At 64.3% G+C, this 14,824-nt stretch carries 16 protein-coding genes; 10 read left to right on the top strand and 6 right to left on the bottom strand.

Annotated elements, in window-relative coordinates:
• The first annotated feature begins 869 nt into the window (after window positions 1-869).
• Window positions 870-1,739, top strand: a complete 870-nt coding sequence (locus tag QO014_RS00865; protein WP_266346761.1) for a 23S rRNA (adenine(2030)-N(6))-methyltransferase RlmJ — start codon at window positions 870-872, stop codon at window positions 1,737-1,739.
• A 47-nt stretch (window positions 1,740-1,786) separates the two neighbouring features.
• Here QO014_RS00865 and QO014_RS00860 read toward each other — a convergent pair whose 3' ends face one another.
• Window positions 1,787-2,761, bottom strand: a complete 975-nt coding sequence (locus tag QO014_RS00860; RefSeq protein WP_266346760.1) for a glutathione S-transferase family protein — start codon at window positions 2,759-2,761, stop codon at window positions 1,787-1,789.
• Window positions 2,762-2,927: 166 nt separating this feature from the next.
• Here QO014_RS00860 and QO014_RS00855 point away from each other — a divergent pair, with 166 nt between their 5' ends.
• From QO014_RS00855 to QO014_RS00840, 4 genes are all read left to right on the top strand, one after another.
• Window positions 2,928-3,335, top strand: a complete 408-nt coding sequence (locus tag QO014_RS00855; protein WP_266346759.1) for a hypothetical protein — start codon at window positions 2,928-2,930, stop codon at window positions 3,333-3,335.
• Window positions 3,336-3,400: 65 nt separating this feature from the next.
• Window positions 3,401-4,009, top strand: coding sequence for a ribonuclease T2 family protein (locus QO014_RS00850; protein ID WP_266346758.1), 609 nt, complete (start codon window positions 3,401-3,403; stop codon window positions 4,007-4,009).
• Between the two features lie 19 nt (window positions 4,010-4,028).
• On the top strand, window positions 4,029-4,631 hold the full coding sequence (locus tag QO014_RS00845) for a glutathione S-transferase family protein (protein WP_266346757.1): 603 nt from the start codon (window positions 4,029-4,031) through the stop codon (window positions 4,629-4,631).
• 24 nt (window positions 4,632-4,655) lie between these two features.
• Window positions 4,656-5,498, top strand: coding sequence for an inositol monophosphatase family protein (locus QO014_RS00840; RefSeq protein ID WP_266346756.1), 843 nt, complete (start codon window positions 4,656-4,658; stop codon window positions 5,496-5,498).
• Window positions 5,499-5,621: 123 nt separating this feature from the next.
• Here QO014_RS00840 and QO014_RS00835 read toward each other — a convergent pair whose 3' ends face one another.
• On the bottom strand, window positions 5,622-6,269 hold the full coding sequence (locus tag QO014_RS00835) for an outer membrane protein (RefSeq protein WP_266346755.1): 648 nt from the start codon (window positions 6,267-6,269) through the stop codon (window positions 5,622-5,624).
• Window positions 6,270-6,607: 338 nt separating this feature from the next.
• Between QO014_RS00835 and QO014_RS00830 the strand changes: the two genes are divergently transcribed.
• Both QO014_RS00830 and uvrC read left to right on the top strand, forming a co-directional pair.
• On the top strand, window positions 6,608-7,372 hold the full coding sequence (locus tag QO014_RS00830) for an SDR family oxidoreductase (RefSeq protein WP_266346754.1): 765 nt from the start codon (window positions 6,608-6,610) through the stop codon (window positions 7,370-7,372).
• Between the two features lie 59 nt (window positions 7,373-7,431).
• Window positions 7,432-9,345: an excinuclease ABC subunit UvrC gene (gene uvrC, locus QO014_RS00825; RefSeq protein WP_370877102.1), complete on the top strand. Its 1,914-nt coding sequence runs from the start codon at window positions 7,432-7,434 to the stop codon at window positions 9,343-9,345.
• A gap of 56 nt (window positions 9,346-9,401) precedes the next feature.
• Here the strand turns inward: uvrC and QO014_RS00820 are convergent, their stop codons facing one another.
• Window positions 9,402-9,830 carry a VOC family protein gene (locus tag QO014_RS00820; RefSeq protein ID WP_266346753.1) on the bottom strand — a complete coding sequence of 143 codons (429 nt, stop codon included), beginning with the start codon at window positions 9,828-9,830 and terminating at the stop codon, window positions 9,402-9,404.
• A 277-nt stretch (window positions 9,831-10,107) separates the two neighbouring features.
• On the opposite strand from QO014_RS00820, the gene QO014_RS00815 reads away from it, so the two are divergent.
• Window positions 10,108-11,637, top strand: a complete 1,530-nt coding sequence (locus QO014_RS00815; RefSeq protein ID WP_266346752.1) for an ATP-binding protein — start codon at window positions 10,108-10,110, stop codon at window positions 11,635-11,637.
• Between the two features lie 2 nt (window positions 11,638-11,639).
• On the opposite strand, the gene QO014_RS00810 is transcribed toward QO014_RS00815, so the two are convergent.
• Window positions 11,640-12,359 carry an HAD family hydrolase gene (locus QO014_RS00810; protein ID WP_266346751.1) on the bottom strand — a complete coding sequence of 240 codons (720 nt, stop codon included), beginning with the start codon at window positions 12,357-12,359 and terminating at the stop codon, window positions 11,640-11,642.
• Window positions 12,360-12,526: 167 nt separating this feature from the next.
• Here QO014_RS00810 and QO014_RS00805 point away from each other — a divergent pair, with 167 nt between their 5' ends.
• Together QO014_RS00805 and QO014_RS00800 are read left to right on the top strand one after the other, a co-directional pair.
• Window positions 12,527-13,480 carry an acetamidase/formamidase family protein gene (locus QO014_RS00805; protein WP_266346750.1) on the top strand — a complete coding sequence of 318 codons (954 nt, stop codon included), beginning with the start codon at window positions 12,527-12,529 and terminating at the stop codon, window positions 13,478-13,480.
• A 183-nt stretch (window positions 13,481-13,663) separates the two neighbouring features.
• Complete coding sequence (locus QO014_RS00800) at window positions 13,664-13,873, top strand: cold-shock protein (protein WP_104218294.1); 210 nt, start codon at window positions 13,664-13,666, stop codon at window positions 13,871-13,873.
• Window positions 13,874-14,121: 248 nt separating this feature from the next.
• On the opposite strand, the gene QO014_RS00795 is transcribed toward QO014_RS00800, so the two are convergent.
• Both QO014_RS00795 and rpsU read right to left on the bottom strand, forming a co-directional pair.
• Complete coding sequence (locus tag QO014_RS00795) at window positions 14,122-14,361, bottom strand: hypothetical protein (protein WP_266346749.1); 240 nt, start codon at window positions 14,359-14,361, stop codon at window positions 14,122-14,124.
• A gap of 96 nt (window positions 14,362-14,457) precedes the next feature.
• Window positions 14,458-14,718: a 30S ribosomal protein S21 gene (rpsU, locus tag QO014_RS00790; protein ID WP_266346748.1), complete on the bottom strand. Its 261-nt coding sequence runs from the start codon at window positions 14,716-14,718 to the stop codon at window positions 14,458-14,460.
• Between the last annotated feature and the right edge of the window lie 106 nt (window positions 14,719-14,824).

Raw genomic sequence — 14,824 nt, 5'->3', positions numbered from 1 at the left:
GAGCGTAGCGGAGACCCGGGATCCATCCAGCCGTGATGCCGGGCCGCTGTCCTTCCCAATGCTCCGGCTGAATGGGTCCCCGCTTGCGCGGGGATGACGGCACTGGAGAGGGATACTGGTGCGGGGAGCGGGCCGCGCCGTCCTTCGATTGGCGTCCACCAGTGCATGGGCCTCGACATAGGAATAATTTCCTTGACATATCCCTCCCCTTTCCGGCATGCTCCCTTCATCCCGTGACGCGCCGGGGGCGGGCCTGGATCCGGTCCTTGCCTGATGCGTCCGAAGGGAGCGGCGCGTGCAGGCGGGGGAAACCGGTCCTTCGTCTCCGCGAGGCCTGCGATCATGCCAGCGGACACTATGATCCGTCGTGAGCGGCATCCATCGTGCCGCGCACCAGGGTTGGAGATCGGTCCGTTCCTCCGCCGCGATCAACCCCGGCCAGGAGCACGGACGTCCGAGTGCCTTCGCGCTGCGCGCGTCGAGCCGTCTCCCCCCCGCCAGGGCCGATCGCAGGACAGAAACCGCCGCGGCGGATGCGCGATAAGCGCCATATACGGAAATACCCCCAAGCGGTGCTTCTCGCGCATCCGCCTCCCCCGGGCCATCGCCGGGCCATCCCGGCCCGCGCCGGGACAACCCGCGCCGCCGGCCGCAAGGCCCGCGCGGGCGCGCCCGTATGACGAGGCCTGTCAATGTCGCCCGCATGGCGCGGCTGCCGGTCGCCCAGCGGTCGTGATATTCGCCGCCATGGCCGCGGCGCTCGCGGCGGAGTGGCGGCTGATGCGGGCGCGACGCGTGGATGCGGCGGCCGTGCGGATCGCCGCGATCCCGTGGCTTTCTCCCGGGGGTGTCCTCTGGTAAGAGCAGGCATGAATTACCGTCACGCCTACCACGCCGGCAATTACGCGGATGTCGTCAAGCACGCCATCCTCGCGCTGCTGATCCAGCACATGAAGGCCAAGGACAAGGCCTTCCGTGTCATCGACACGCATGCGGGGGTCGGGTCATACGACCTGAACGGCCCGCTCGCGGCGAAGACCGGCGAATGGAAGAACGGCATCGGCCGGCTGATGAACAGCGAAGGCAAGCCGGCGACGCCGCTGACGCGCAAGCTCGCCGAGGCGCTGGCGCCCTATTTCGCGGCGATCGCGGCGGCCAACCGCCCGGGCACGTTCGAGACCTATCCGGGCTCGCCCTGGATCATCCGCCATTCGCTGCGCGGCATCGACCGCATGACGGCGGTGGAACTGCATCCGGAGGATTACAAGACGCTGGCGGAAGCCTTCGCCGGCGACATCCAGGTCAAGGCGATCGAGCTCGACGGCTGGCTGGCGCTCGGTTCCTTCGTGCCGCCCAAGGAGCGGCGCGGCCTCGTGCTGATCGATCCGCCCTTCGAGCAGCCGGACGAATTCAAGACGATGGTCGAGGGACTGGAGAAGGCCTATCGCCGCTGGCCGACCGGCACCTACGCGCTCTGGTATCCGATCAAGGATATCGGCGCGGTGAAGAATTTCCACAAGCGGCTGTTCGATACCGGGATCGCCAAGATCCTGGCGGCCGAGCTCTGGATCCGCGAGCGCGCCACGCCGGATCGCTTCAACGGCACGGGGCTGATCCTGGTCAATCCGCCCTGGCAGCTCGACGTGACGATCGACGACCTTCTGACCGGCCTCGCCCCGATCCTGGGCGAGACCGACAAGGCCGGCCGCCGCGTCTGGTGGATTCGCGGCGAGGAATAGTCCGGCCGAATCGCGCTCTCGCTCGAGAGAGCGCGACCGGCGGGATCTCAGTAGCCGCGCGTGCCGGGCGCGTCGAAATCGAGGATCGGCCCCATCGGCACGACGCCGGTCGGGTTGATCGTCTTGTGGCTCTGGTAATAGTGCTTCTTGATATGGTCGAAATCGACCGTCTCGCGAATGCCCGGCATCTGGTAGAGCTCGCGCGTATAGGACCAGAGCGCGGGGTAGTCGACGAGCCGCTTCAGATTGGTCTTGAAGTGGCCGACATAGACCGGATCGAAGCGCAGCAGCGTGGTCCAGAGCCGCCAGTCGGCCTCGGTCAGCTGGTTGCCGGTCAGGTAACGCTGCTTCGACAGGATCGCTTCGAGCCAGTCGAGGCTTTCGAAGAGCGGCTTCACGGCCTCCTCATAGGCGGCCTGCGTCGTCGCGAAGCCGGCCTTGTAGACACCGTTATTGACCGTGTCGTAGATGCGGGTATTGAGCGCATCGATTTCGGGGCGCAGCGCCTCGGGGTAATAGTCGCCTGCCTTCGCACCAATGCCGTCGAAGGCGGTGTTGAGCATGCGGATGATCTCGGAGGATTCGTTCGAGACGATCGTCTGCGTCTGCTTGTCCCAGAGGACGGGCACGGTGACGCGGCCGGTATAGTCGGGATCGGCCTTCCGGTAAATCTCATAGAGGTAATGCGCGCCGTTCAGCACGTCGGGTGTCACGCCGGGGCCGGGATCGAAGGTCCAGCCGTTTTCGAGCATGAGCCAGTTGACGACCGAATAGTCGATGACGTCCTCGAGGCCCTTGAGCGCGCGGAAGATCATGGTGCGATGCGCCCAGGGGCAGGCGCGCGCAATATAGAGGTGATAGCGCCCCGCCTCGGCCTTGAAGCCACCAACGCCGGTCGGCCCGGGGCTGCCATCGGCGGTCACCCAGTTGCGGAAGCCGGCGACGCTGCGCTGGAAGCGGCCGCCCGTCTTTTTCGTGTCATACCATTCGTCATGCCAGACGCCGTCGACCAGAAGTCCCATGTCACTGCTCCGAAAAAATCTGTTGGCCCTCATGTGACGCCGCGTGGCCGCCGATGCCAGACTGACACAGGGCGACAAACTGTTCACCGTTGCCGACGGTGGCGCTTGACCGTGAAGGCGCCGCTGGCGCATCGTTCCAATATGGGCTCCTTGGGGAATCGATGCCATGATCCGCGCTCTGTTCGCGTCTGCACTGCTGATACTTGCCGCCGGCGCCGCCCAGGCGGGCAGCCTCGACCGGGGCCGCGTCCCGCTCTGCGATGACCCCTCGGTCACCAACGACATCACCAAGCGCGTCAACTGGGCCAATGACGTGACCTGGAAGACCGGCCTCTCGATCGGCGATTTTCAGCGCATCGACCAGACCAGCTTCAAGCCGGGCTATCCCGGCCTGATCGACCGCCGCTTCTGCCATGCCCGCGTCGCGGTCTCGGACGGTCGCGAGGCGAATGTCTACTATCTGATCGAAGAGCGGCAGGGTTTCGCGTCGATCGGCTGGGGCGTCGAGTTCTGCATTCCCGGCCAGGATCCCTGGCGCGTCTATGACGGCAACTGCCGCACGCTGCGCAACTGATTGCAGCGATGAGTCCTCGCTGGCGCTGCTGGATTGAAACCGGCTGGCGCGCATTGTTTTGCGCGTTGCTGGTTTCGTTTTCTGCAGTCGCGGCACGGGCCGATACGCCGGGCGATTTCGATTTCTACGTGCTGTCGCTGTCCTGGTCGCCGACCTATTGCCAAGATCAGGGCCGGATGGACCGCGTCCAGTGCGGTGGCCGGCCGTTCGCATTCGTCGTGCATGGTCTCTGGCCGCAATATGAGCGCGGCTATCCGCGTGACTGCCCGAGCAACCTGCAGAATTTCGTGCCGCGCGATACGGTCGCCAGGATGCTCGACATCATGCCGAGCCCGTCGCTCATCCGCCATGAATGGCAGCAGCACGGTACCTGCACGGGACTGTCGCAGCCCGCTTATTTCGAACTCGTTCGCCGCGCCAAGGCGGCGATCACGATTCCTGAGACCTTCGTCGATCCCACGGATTATCTCGACGTCTCGCCGGCCTCGGTCGAAGGCGCGTTCATCGCTGCCAATCCGGGGCTGCGCAAGGACGGCATCGCAGTCGCCTGCGATTCGCGCCGGCTGAAGGAAGTGCGGATCTGCCTCACGCGCGACCTGCGCTTCCGTTCCTGTCCTGAGGTCGACCGGGGCGCCTGTCGCCGCGATCGCCTTGTCATGCCACCTGTTCGCTGAACAACATCAAGGGCCATCCATGCTCATTCTGCGCAGCTCTCCCGCCTCGCCCTTTGGCCGGAAGGTCAAGATCGTCGCGCGCATATTGGGCCTGATCGACGGGATCGAGATCGTCGCCGCCGATACGGCCGATCCCGGCGACACGCTGCGCAGTCAGAACCCGCTCGGCAAGATCCCGGCGCTCATCCTCGAAGACGGCATGGTGATCTACGATTCCCGCGTAATCGCGGACTATCTCGATCATCTTGCGGGCGGCGGCATCGTCATCCCGGCCGCCCCGGAAGAGCGCTATCCGGCCCTCGTGATGCAGGCGCTTGCCGACGGCATCATGGATGCGAGCCTGCTGCAGGTCTATGAGAAGCGCTGGCGAGAAGAACCGCTGCGCAGCGCCGCCTGGCTCGATCATCATGCCGGCAAGGTCGGCCGCGGGCTCGACGCACTCGGCGAACTCGGGCCCGGCGCGCCGATCCATGTCGGCACCATCGCGGTGGCCTGCGCGCTCGGCTATCTCGACCTCCGTTTCGCCGGCTCGTGGCGCGGTGACTATCCGGGGCTCGTCGCTTTTCTCGACGATTTCGCCGCCCGGGTTCCCGCCTTTGACGCCACGCGCCCGGCCGCCTGAATTCGCCCCAGAAGGAGACGCTCGATGAGCTTTACCGTGCGCGACGCGCAAACAGTCGCTGAAATCCTGCGCGAAGCGGCCAGGACGGAAATCATGCCCCGCTTCCGTCATCTCAGCGCCGGCGCGATCCGGCAGAAGTCCTCGGCGGAGGACCTGGTCACGGATGCCGACGAGGCCGCGGAGAAGGTCATCGCTGCGGCGCTCAGGACGGCATTTCCGGGCGCGATCATCATTGGCGAAGAAGGCGTTGCCGCGCGCCCTGCCCTGCTCGACGAACTGGATGGGGCCGAACTCGCCTTCTCCGTCGACCCGGTCGACGGCACCAAGAACTTCGCCTCCGGCCTGCCGCTGTTCGGTACCATGGCCGGCGTCATCGTGCGCGGCGAGATCGTCGCCGGCATCATCCTCGACCCGGTCGGCGGCGATTGGACGATCGGCGTGCGCGGGGAAGGCAGCTGGACGGAAAATCCCGAGGGCGTGCGCATCGACCTGAAGGTCGAGGAGCCGCTCGCCGTCAACAAGATGTCGGGCACGGCCTCGTGGTCGACGCTGCCGGAGCCGCTCCGCTCGACGCTCTGCGCCAATCTCGCCCGCTCACGCTCGGCCGCCAATTATCGCTGCGCTGCGCATGAATACCGGCTCATCTCCGGCGGTTTCAGCCATTTCGCGCTGTTCTCGAAGATCAATCTCTGGGATCACGCGGCCGGCTGGATCATCCACAAGGAGGCCGGCGGCTATTCGGCCCGCTTCGATGGCAGCCCCTATCTGCCGGGGCACCGCGATGGTGGCCTTCTCTACGCGCCCGACAAGGCAAGCTGGGAAGCTCTTCAGGCGGCGTTCTTCAAGGGCACCGAATACGGCGCCTGAAGCCGGGGATAGCGGTCACGTCGCCTCGCGGAGGTGGCGTGACGTTTCCTCGCTGCCAACAACAAAAAACGCCGGTAGGTTTCCCCACCGGCGCTGCGATCCAGATCGATACGATCGGATGGATCAGAACTTGTAGCCGACGCCAGCGCGGATCACGTTGGTGTTGAAGTCGACCGGCGTGCTGGTGGCGCCGATGTTGTAGGTTTCCTTGCCGTAATCGGCGTACTGGTATTCGAGGCGGGCGGTGATGTTGTTGGTCACGGCCGCTTCAACACCGGCGCCGACGGTCCAGCCGACATGGGCGTTGCTGTCGTCGCCAGCCGCCGTCTCGACCTTGCCGCCGGCGAAGGCGATACCGCCCGTGCCGTAAGCCATCACACGGCCGAAGGAGTAGCCGGCGCGGGCGCGCACGGTCGAATCCCAGTTTTCCTTGAAGCGGTCGGGTGCGTTGTAGCCGGTGGTGTCGGCCCAGTTCACATCGGCTTCGGCGCCGACCACGATCTGATTGCCGAGGTCGAAATTGTAGCCGCCATAGACGCCGATCTGGGCGCCGTCGGTGTTGACCGAGTTATTGTAGAAGGTGTGATGAGCCGTGGCATCGCCCCAGCCATAGCCGACGATGGCGCCGACATAGGGACCGGTCCAGGAGAAGCCGACCGGAGCGGCCATCGCAGCCGGTGCGGGCTCATAGGTCAGGTCGGCGGCGAGGACCGATGCGGTGCTGAGGGCGAGCGCGGCGGCGCTCAGGGAGAGGGTGCGGATACGCAGCATCTTAGTCTCCAGTGTACAAACGCTACAAAGCAGGGGATCGAGAAGCTGTTCTTTCGCCCGATCCGATGGTTCCAATAAAGCGCCGGAATGCGGCGGAAAAAGACGGGAATTAGGGCGTTCACGTGGCACGGCCGTCCTGTGGCGCAGAAGTCGCACACTGCCGCTACGACCCTGAATCATCTATCGGAATCGATCTCGCCGCGGCTTGAGGCCTCGAAGGCTCGACACAAAGCCGACGCAGGTGTTGATCGAACTTAACGAAGCCTAATGAAGGCTTACCGAATTGGTCCCGACACCCTATCTTCCCTCTCCCAACGGCCAGCGCGGACGGAGCGACCATGGCAGATGAAAAAGGCGTGGCGCTCGTCACCGGCGGTGCCAAGCGGATCGGTCGCGCCATTGTGGAGGATCTCGCGCGGAACGGTTTCGCCGTGGCGATCCATTGCAACCAGTCGAAGGCCGACGCCGAAGACCTCGCCGCGGCCTTGCGTGCCGAAGGTGGCCGCGCAACCGTCGTCATGGCCGATCTCGCCGACCTTGAAGCCGCGCGTGCTTTGCCGCGTCTCGCGGCCGAGGCGCTCGGGCCTGTAGCGCTTCTGGTCAACAACGCATCGATCTTCGAGGCGGACGGCATCGGCGCGCTGGACGCCGAGCGCTTCCAGCGCCAATCGAACATCAATCTCGCTGCGCCCGTCTTCCTCGCTGATGCCTTTGCAGCGGGGCTTCCACCGGACCGGGAAGGCCTGATCGTCAACATGGTCGATCAGCGCGCCTGGAAAACCACGCCGCATTTCCTATCTTATCAGCTTGCAAAGTCCGGGCTTCTGGTCGCCACACGGACCCTCGCGCAGGCGTTGGCACCGCGCATTCGCGTGAATGCTATCGGCCCCGGTCCGACGCTTCCCTCGCCGCGCCAGGACGTGGCTGAATTCCGCAAACAGGCCGAGGCGGTGCCGCTCCGTAGAGGACCCGATCTCGCGGAATTTGGCCGGACGATCCGCTACCTCTATGAGACGCGCTCGATCACCGGCCAGATGATCGCGCTCGACGGTGGCCAGCACCTTGCCTGGGAAACGCCTGATGTCGTAGGGATCAAAGAGTGAACACGACACCGACCATCACCGATACGCCGGAAACCGCCACCTCCGAGGTTCCCGACGAGATCGATACGCCGTTCGAGCCCGGCGGAGAACTGACACCGCGCGGCCAGGGCGCGGCGGTCATTGCCGATTTCGTCACGCGCCTGCCGAATGCGCCCGGCGTCTATCGGATGTTCGACCGCAATGGCACCGTCCTCTATGTCGGCAAGGCGCGAAATCTCAAGAAGCGCGTGACGAGCTATACCCGGATCGGCATGCAGTCGAACCGGATCATCCGCATGATCCAGCAGACGGCGACGATGGAATTCGTCACCACGCGCACCGAGACCGAGGCGCTGCTGCTGGAAGCCAATCTAATCAAGCGCCTGCGGCCCCGCTTCAACGTGCTGCTGCGCGACGACAAGTCGTTTCCCTACATCCTGATCACCGGGGACCATGAGGCCCCGCAACTCGTCAAGCATCGCGGCGCGAGGGCGCGCAAGGGCGATTATTTTGGGCCGTTCGCCTCCGCCGGCGCCGTCGGGCGCACGGTCAACGCCATGCAGCGTGCCTTCCTGATCCGGACCTGCACCGATTCGGTCTATGAGAGCCGCACGCGGCCGTGCCTTCTGTTCCAGATCAAGCGCTGCTCGGCGCCCTGCACCGGCGAGATCGCGCTCGACGACTATGCGAAGCTGGTCAAGGAGGCAGAGGGCTTCCTCTCCGGCAAGTCGTCGGCGATCAAGGCTGAGCTTGCCCGTGCCATGGAGGAAGCGAGCGCCGAACTCGATTTCGAGCGGGCCGCGATCTATCGTGACCGTATCTCCGCGCTCAGCCATGTGCAGGCGCATCAAGGCATCAACCCGCAGAATGTCGACGAGGCCGATGTGCTCGCCGTCCATCAGGAGGGCGGCCAGAACTGCGTCCAGGTCTTCTTCTTCCGGACCGGCCAGAACTGGGGCAACCACGCCTTCTATCCGCGCGCGGACAAGAGTCTGGGCGCGGCCGAGATCCTTGGCGCCTTTCTGGCCCAGTTCTACGAGGACAAGCCCGTCCCGCGCCTGATCCTGCTCAGCCACGAGGTCGACGAAGTCGAGCTGATCGCGGAAGCGCTCTCAGAGCATGCCGGGCACAAGGTCGAGATCTCCGTCCCGAAGCGCGGCGAGAAGAAGGATCTCGTCGACCATGCGCTGCTGAACGCGCGCGAGGCGCTCGGCCGCAATCTCGCCGAGACATCCAGCCAGGCGCGTCTGCTTGAGGGGGTCGCTCAGGCCTTTGGCCTCGACGCGACGCCGCGCCGGATCGAAGTCTACGACAACAGCCACATCATGGGCACGAATGCCGTCGGCGGCATGATCGTCGCCGGCCCGAACGGCTTCGTGAAGAACCAGTACCGGAAGTTCAACATCCGCTCTGAGGAGATCACGCCGGGCGACGATTTCGGCATGATGCGCGAGGTGCTGACGCGCCGCTTCTCCCGCCTCGTCAAGGAGGTCGGCAGCAAGGAGGCCGCGCCACGCGACGAGGATGGCTTCGGGCCATGGCCGGATCTGGTCTTCATCGATGGTGGCCAGGGCCAGCTTTCGGCGGCACGTGGCATATTGGACGAACTGGGCTTGACCGAAGAGGTGCCGTTGGTCGGCATCGCCAAGGGGCCGGACCGCGATGCGGGCCGCGAGAAGTTCTTCATCCCCGGTCGCGAGGCCTTCATGCTGCAGCCGCGCGACCCCGTGCTCTATTTTGTGCAGCGCCTGCGCGACGAGGCTCACCGCTTCGCGATCGGCTCGCATCGGGCGAAACGCAAGGCGGCCCTCGGCAAGAATCCGCTCGACGAGATCGATGGCATCGGTCCGACCCGCAAGCGCGCCCTGCTGGCACATTTCGGCACGGCAAAGGCCGTCGGACGCGCCAGCATTCCCGACCTGCTCGGCGTGCCCGGCATATCCGAGCAGATGGCGCAGGTGATCTATGATTTCTTCCACGAGACCAAGGACTAGCCGCGTGGCGCCCTCGCTGGGAGCCCTCGCAATCGATCCAGGGCCCGGAATAGCGGCTAATCGCCCACCGTCTTTGCCGCCTTGGCGGTCAGCTCGCCATATTTCATCCCCTCGAGCTTCAGCCCGTCGGGATCAAGGAAGAAGACAGCGTAATAGTCTTCGTAATATTCCGCAGCCGGATCGACGATCGTCGTGCCCTCCTGCTTGAGGAAAGCCTCCAGATCGTCGACATCCTGGCGGCTGCGCAACTCGAACGCATAATGGTGGAAGCCGATATTACCGATGCGATGCTTGTGTTTCTTCCCCTCCTCATCGGCCTCGCCGATCCAGTAGCGGGTCTTGCCATTGGTCCAGCCGATCATGTCGCCATAGTCGCCCAAAACCTCGAAACCGAGGAAGGCGAAGAGGCGGCCATAGAAGGCCTTCGATTTTTCGTAATCACCGACGCGGATCACGAGGTGGTCGATACCGACGACTTGCACCATGCTGAGTCTCCCTCTCCATCACTGCCCGCACGGATCAATTCACGCCTGAGCCTTCGATCCATCGGAGCCGGGCCATCGTCTCCGACTATGCGCCCGCATGAGACGGAGCGCGATGCCTCCCCTTCGCCGGGGCTCATCCTGAGTGACCAAGGTGACGCGGCACGAGAATCACCAAGAAGGTTGACCGATCCTGTGGACTCAGTGCCCAACCTTCTGGGGATCGGGGCCGCCGGCGTGATAGGTGTTTTCGGTTGGATACCAACGAAGAAGGACGGGCATGAAGATCGAGCTGGGCAGGACTTCCGCGTCGCCGGGCGCCGGTGCTCCGGCACTGCTCGATGTCGAGGAATTGCTGGCGACGCGCCTGCTCGTCCAGGGCAATTCCGGCTCGGGCAAGTCGCATCTGCTTCGGCGCATGATCGAGCAGAGCGCCCCTTACGTCCAGCAGGTCATCATTGATCCCGAGGGGGATTTCGTCAGCCTCGCCGACAAGTTCAACCATGTCGTCCTCGACGCTGAACGCGGTCTGGCCGAACTCGACACGATCGCGCGTCGCGTGCGGCAACATCGCGTCTCTGCCGTGCTCAATCTGGAGAGCCTCGACGTCGATATGCAGATGCGCGCCGCAGGAACCTTCCTGAACGCGCTCTTCGATATCGAGCGCGACTATTGGTATCCGATGCTGGTCGTCGTCGACGAGGCGCAACTCTTCGCGCCGGCTGTCGCGGGCGAGGTGTCGGAGGAAGCGCGCAAGCTCTCGCTCGGCGCGATGACCAATCTGATGTGCCGCGGACGCAAGCGTGGTCTGGCCGGCATCATCGCGACGCAACGCCTTGCCAAGCTCGCCAAGAACGTCGCCGCCGAGGCATCGAACTTCCTCATGGGGCGCACCTTCCTCGATATCGACATGCTGCGCGCCGCCGATCTGCTCGGACTCGAGCGGCGGCAGGCGGAGACATTCCGCGAGTTGGAGCGCGGCCATTTTGTCGCGCTCGGTCCAGCCCTCTCCCGCCGGCCGCTGCCGATCTCGGTTGGCACGGTTGAGACGCAGCCGCGCGCCGGCACGCCAAAGCTGACGCCGCTGCCAGGCCAGTCGACCGAAGAGACGCGCGAACTCATTCTCGCGCCGGTTCCCGTCGAGGCGGCGCGGCCGCAGATCGAACGCCGGCCTCCCTCGCCTCCGGCGCCGACGACGAACGAGATCCTGGAGCAGCTGGTGCGCGAGCGCCCGGCGGCCGCCGCCGAGGAGATTGCGCCCGGCCTGCCACCGGAGGAACGTGCGGCGGCGTTCCGTTCGATCATCCGCGCGATCATCGCCGAACCGGAGGCGACGTTCCGGACCGAGGCTGCGCTCTATCAGGACTTCCTGGTCCGGGGCCGAATCGAGCGCATTGGCGGGGCTCCGTTGCCCCTGGCCGAGTTCAAATTCCTGCTGAACGTCGCGCGGGCGGGGATAGACGATGATTCGGTCGACCCGTCGGATTGGGAGCGTGCGATCGAGATCGCACGGCAACTGCCCGAGGAGACGCAGATGATCTACATGATCATGGCCGGCGCCGCCCTGACGCATGCCCCCTGCCCGTCCGACCTGGAACTCGCCCATCGCTGCGGCACGCATTCAGCCGGGCGCGCACGCAGCCGGCTGAAGCATCTCGAGAAGACCGATCACATCGTCCTGCGCGTCGATATCCGGGGCAATCGCGCGGCGGTTTTGCCGGATCTCGGGTGGGAAACCGCTCCGGGTGACCCGAAGGCACCAGCTACCGGCGGTTTCATGCCGGGCGCCGATTTCGTCGCCGCGGAGTGATCTCAGTCCGGATGGGCGATCCGGCCGACGAGCGCGGCCAGTTCGCCCAAATCGGCAATCTCGCGAAATCTCGGTTCGGTGGCCGGCGGCTCGACATGCTCGAACGACCAGGTCAGAGCATGCGGGACATAGACGCCCCATCCCCCGGCCTCGATGGCCGGCACCACGTCGGATTTCAGTGAATTGCCGACCATCATGCTCGAGGCCGGACCGTTGGCGTGACGGCTGAAGATCCGTTCATAGGTTGCAGCCGTCTTGTCGCTGACGATCTCGACCGCATCAAACAGATCGCCGAGACCGGATTGCGCCAGCTTTCGCTCCTGATCGAACAGATCACCCTTGGTGATCAGGATGATACGATAGCTGCCGGAAAGGCGCTCCAGAGCTTCGCGCGCGTGGGGCAGCGTCTCTACCGGATGGCCCAGCATGTCGCGCCCGGCATCGAGAATCTTCTGGATCACCGACGCCGAAACCCGCCCATCCGTCAGCTCGATCGCCGTCTCGATCATCGAGAGCGTGAAGCCCTTGATGCCAAAACCATAGATCTTGAGATTGCGCTTCTCGGCCTCGAGCAATCGGCTTGAAATATCCGCCGCCTCGCCGTGATCGGCCAGCAATTCGGTGAACCGGCCCTCGGTCAATCTGTAGAAGTGCTCATTCTGCCAGAGCGTGTCGTCGGCATCGAAGCCGATGGCGGACAATGCGACGGGATTGGCGGACATGGCAGACTCGTCTGAACGTCAATTTGGAATGATCTGAAGTTAGTGCGCGACAGTCGCGCGCGCCAGCCGGGCGCGTGTCGCCGTGGCGGTGGCGGTCTTGCTGCAATGCGAAGGATCACGCAGGATGGGCTCCGCTCTCCCTCTCCCGTCCATCCAGCCAGGTGCCCATGTCTCGGAACCATTCGATCGCGGCCACACGCGAAACCGTTCACTGGGGCTATTTCGACGCCAAGATTCCCGCGATCGAGCGCATCCGGTCCGGCGACACGATCACCGTCGATACGCTCTCCGGTGACGCGGCCTATCTGCCGACCGATCCCGCCATGGAAGTCCTCGCCGATCACCGCGCCGTGCTGGACAACATGCCGGAGGGCCCCGGCCCGCACTTCATGACGGGTCCGTTCTTCGTCGAGGGTGCAGAGCCGGGCGATACGCTGAAGGTCGAAATCCTCGACATCAAGCTGCGCCAGAACTGGGGCTGGAACGTCATCGCGCCGCTCTTCGGCACGCTGCAGGAGGATTTCGACACCTATCGCCTGCTCCATGCCGGCATCGACCGCGAGCGCGGCGTGGTCAGCATGCCCTGGGGTCTCGAGCTGCCCGCGGCCCCCTTCTTCGGCGTCATGGGAACGGCGCCCCCTCCTGCCTGGGGCAGCGTCAGTTCCGTTGTTCCCCGCTCCTTCGGCGGCAATATCGACAATAAGGAACTCGTCTCCGGGACGACGCTCTATCTTCCTGTCTTCAACGACGGTGCCCTGTTCTCCGTTGGCGACGGCCATGCCATGCAGGGCAATGGCGAGGTCTGCGTCACGGCAATCGAGACAGCGCTATCAGGGACCATGCGGCTGACCGTCGAGAAGGGCACCGGTCTGCAGCTCCCGTGGGCCGAGACCCCGACGCATTATATGACGATGGGCTTTGATGAGGATCTGGACGATGCCGCCAAGCAGGCGTTGCGTGCCATGATCGCCTTCATCGTCTCGCGCACGACCTTGTCGCGCGAGGACGCCTACAGCCTGTGCAGCATCGCCGCCGATCTCGCGGTCACGCAGACCGTCGACGTCAACAAGGGGATCCACGTCATGCTGCCGAAATACACGATCGACGGATCCCGGGGTTAAAATGCCTTTCGACCAAGGATAGTTTGCTCCTGGGATCGTTTGCGCGTATGGTGACGAACGTTCGACAGGCATTGCCTTCATTTCTGCCGTTTGCGGCAGCTTCGCAGGACATCGCTGAATTCGGATTGGAGTTGGCGCATCGGGCGTCGACAAAGAACGCTTTGGCGTGACAGGAGCTTACAAATGGCAAATGGTACCGTGAAATTCTTCAACAATGACAAGGGCTTTGGCTTCATCGAGGTCGAGGGCGGCGGCGCCGACGTCTTCGTTCACATCTCGGAAGTCGAGCGTTCGGGCATGAGCTCGCTGCGCGAAGGCCAGAAGGTCTCCTTCGAGTCCAAGATGGACCCCAAGAAGGGCAAGCCCAACGCGGTCAACATCCGCGCGGCGTAAGTCTTTCGTGCCGTAAGGCACGGCAGGTTGGAAAAGGGGCGCTTCGAGCGCCCCTTTTTTGTGTCCGGACGGTGCCGACGAATCACGACGGTTGATTGGCCCGTTCGATGAGGCTCGGGCGACAGACCGGCCCGAGACTCATTCGACACGAGCAACCCGGACCAATTCGACACGAGCAACCCGGACCAAACGGGCAAAGAAAAAGGGCGCCAGAAGCGCCCTTGTTTCATTTCAGTCAGTTCGGCCAATCAGACCTTCTTCGGAGCCCGCTTCTTCACGGGCGCCTTGGCCGCCTTCTTTTCGTCGGCGACCAATTGATCGGCCGCCTCCTTGGCCATCCGCAATTCGCGCAGAGCGGCGGTGCGGTTACGAAGAGCACGACCCTCGGCCTCATACTCAGCCGACGCCTTGGCAGCTTCGCGTGCATTCTGCTGCGTCTTCTCGAACCTGGCTTCCGCCCGTTCGCGCGCACCTTCTGCTTCGGCCATATCGTACCTTTCAAGCCCCGGTCGAACTGCTTGCATTCGCTCGTTTCGACCTGCGGCGACGAGAATGAACGTCGCCGTCAGGGCACGGCGACAATCTTAGCGACGCGGCGCACCAGCGCCGGCAGCCGTACGCGGCTTCGGCTTCGGACCAGCGATCAGGCCTTCACGAATCGCCTGCTTGCGAGCGAGCTTGCGGGCGCGGCGGATAGCCTCGGCCTTCTCGCGAACGCGCTTCTCGGACGGCTTCTCGTAGGCGCTGCGCGCCTTCATCTCGCGGAAGATGCCTTCGCGCTGCATCTTCTTCTTCAGGACCTTGAGCGCCTGATCGACATTGTTGTCACGAACCAAAACCTGCAAGTCGTATCCAATCCTGTTTGAAGCGGATCGCATAGACCCGCGCGTGTTGCGCCCGATTCAGCGCTCCAAGGGCGCTCTGTTAGCACATCGGTTGGCAAATGGCGCA

The sequence above is a fragment of the Kaistia dalseonensis genome (genome assembly GCF_030814715.1).
GTDB lineage: Bacteria > Pseudomonadota > Alphaproteobacteria > Rhizobiales > Kaistiaceae > Kaistia > Kaistia dalseonensis.
The sequence above is the reverse complement of the archived record's forward strand: the minus strand, read 5'-3'. Positions and strand labels throughout refer to the sequence as shown.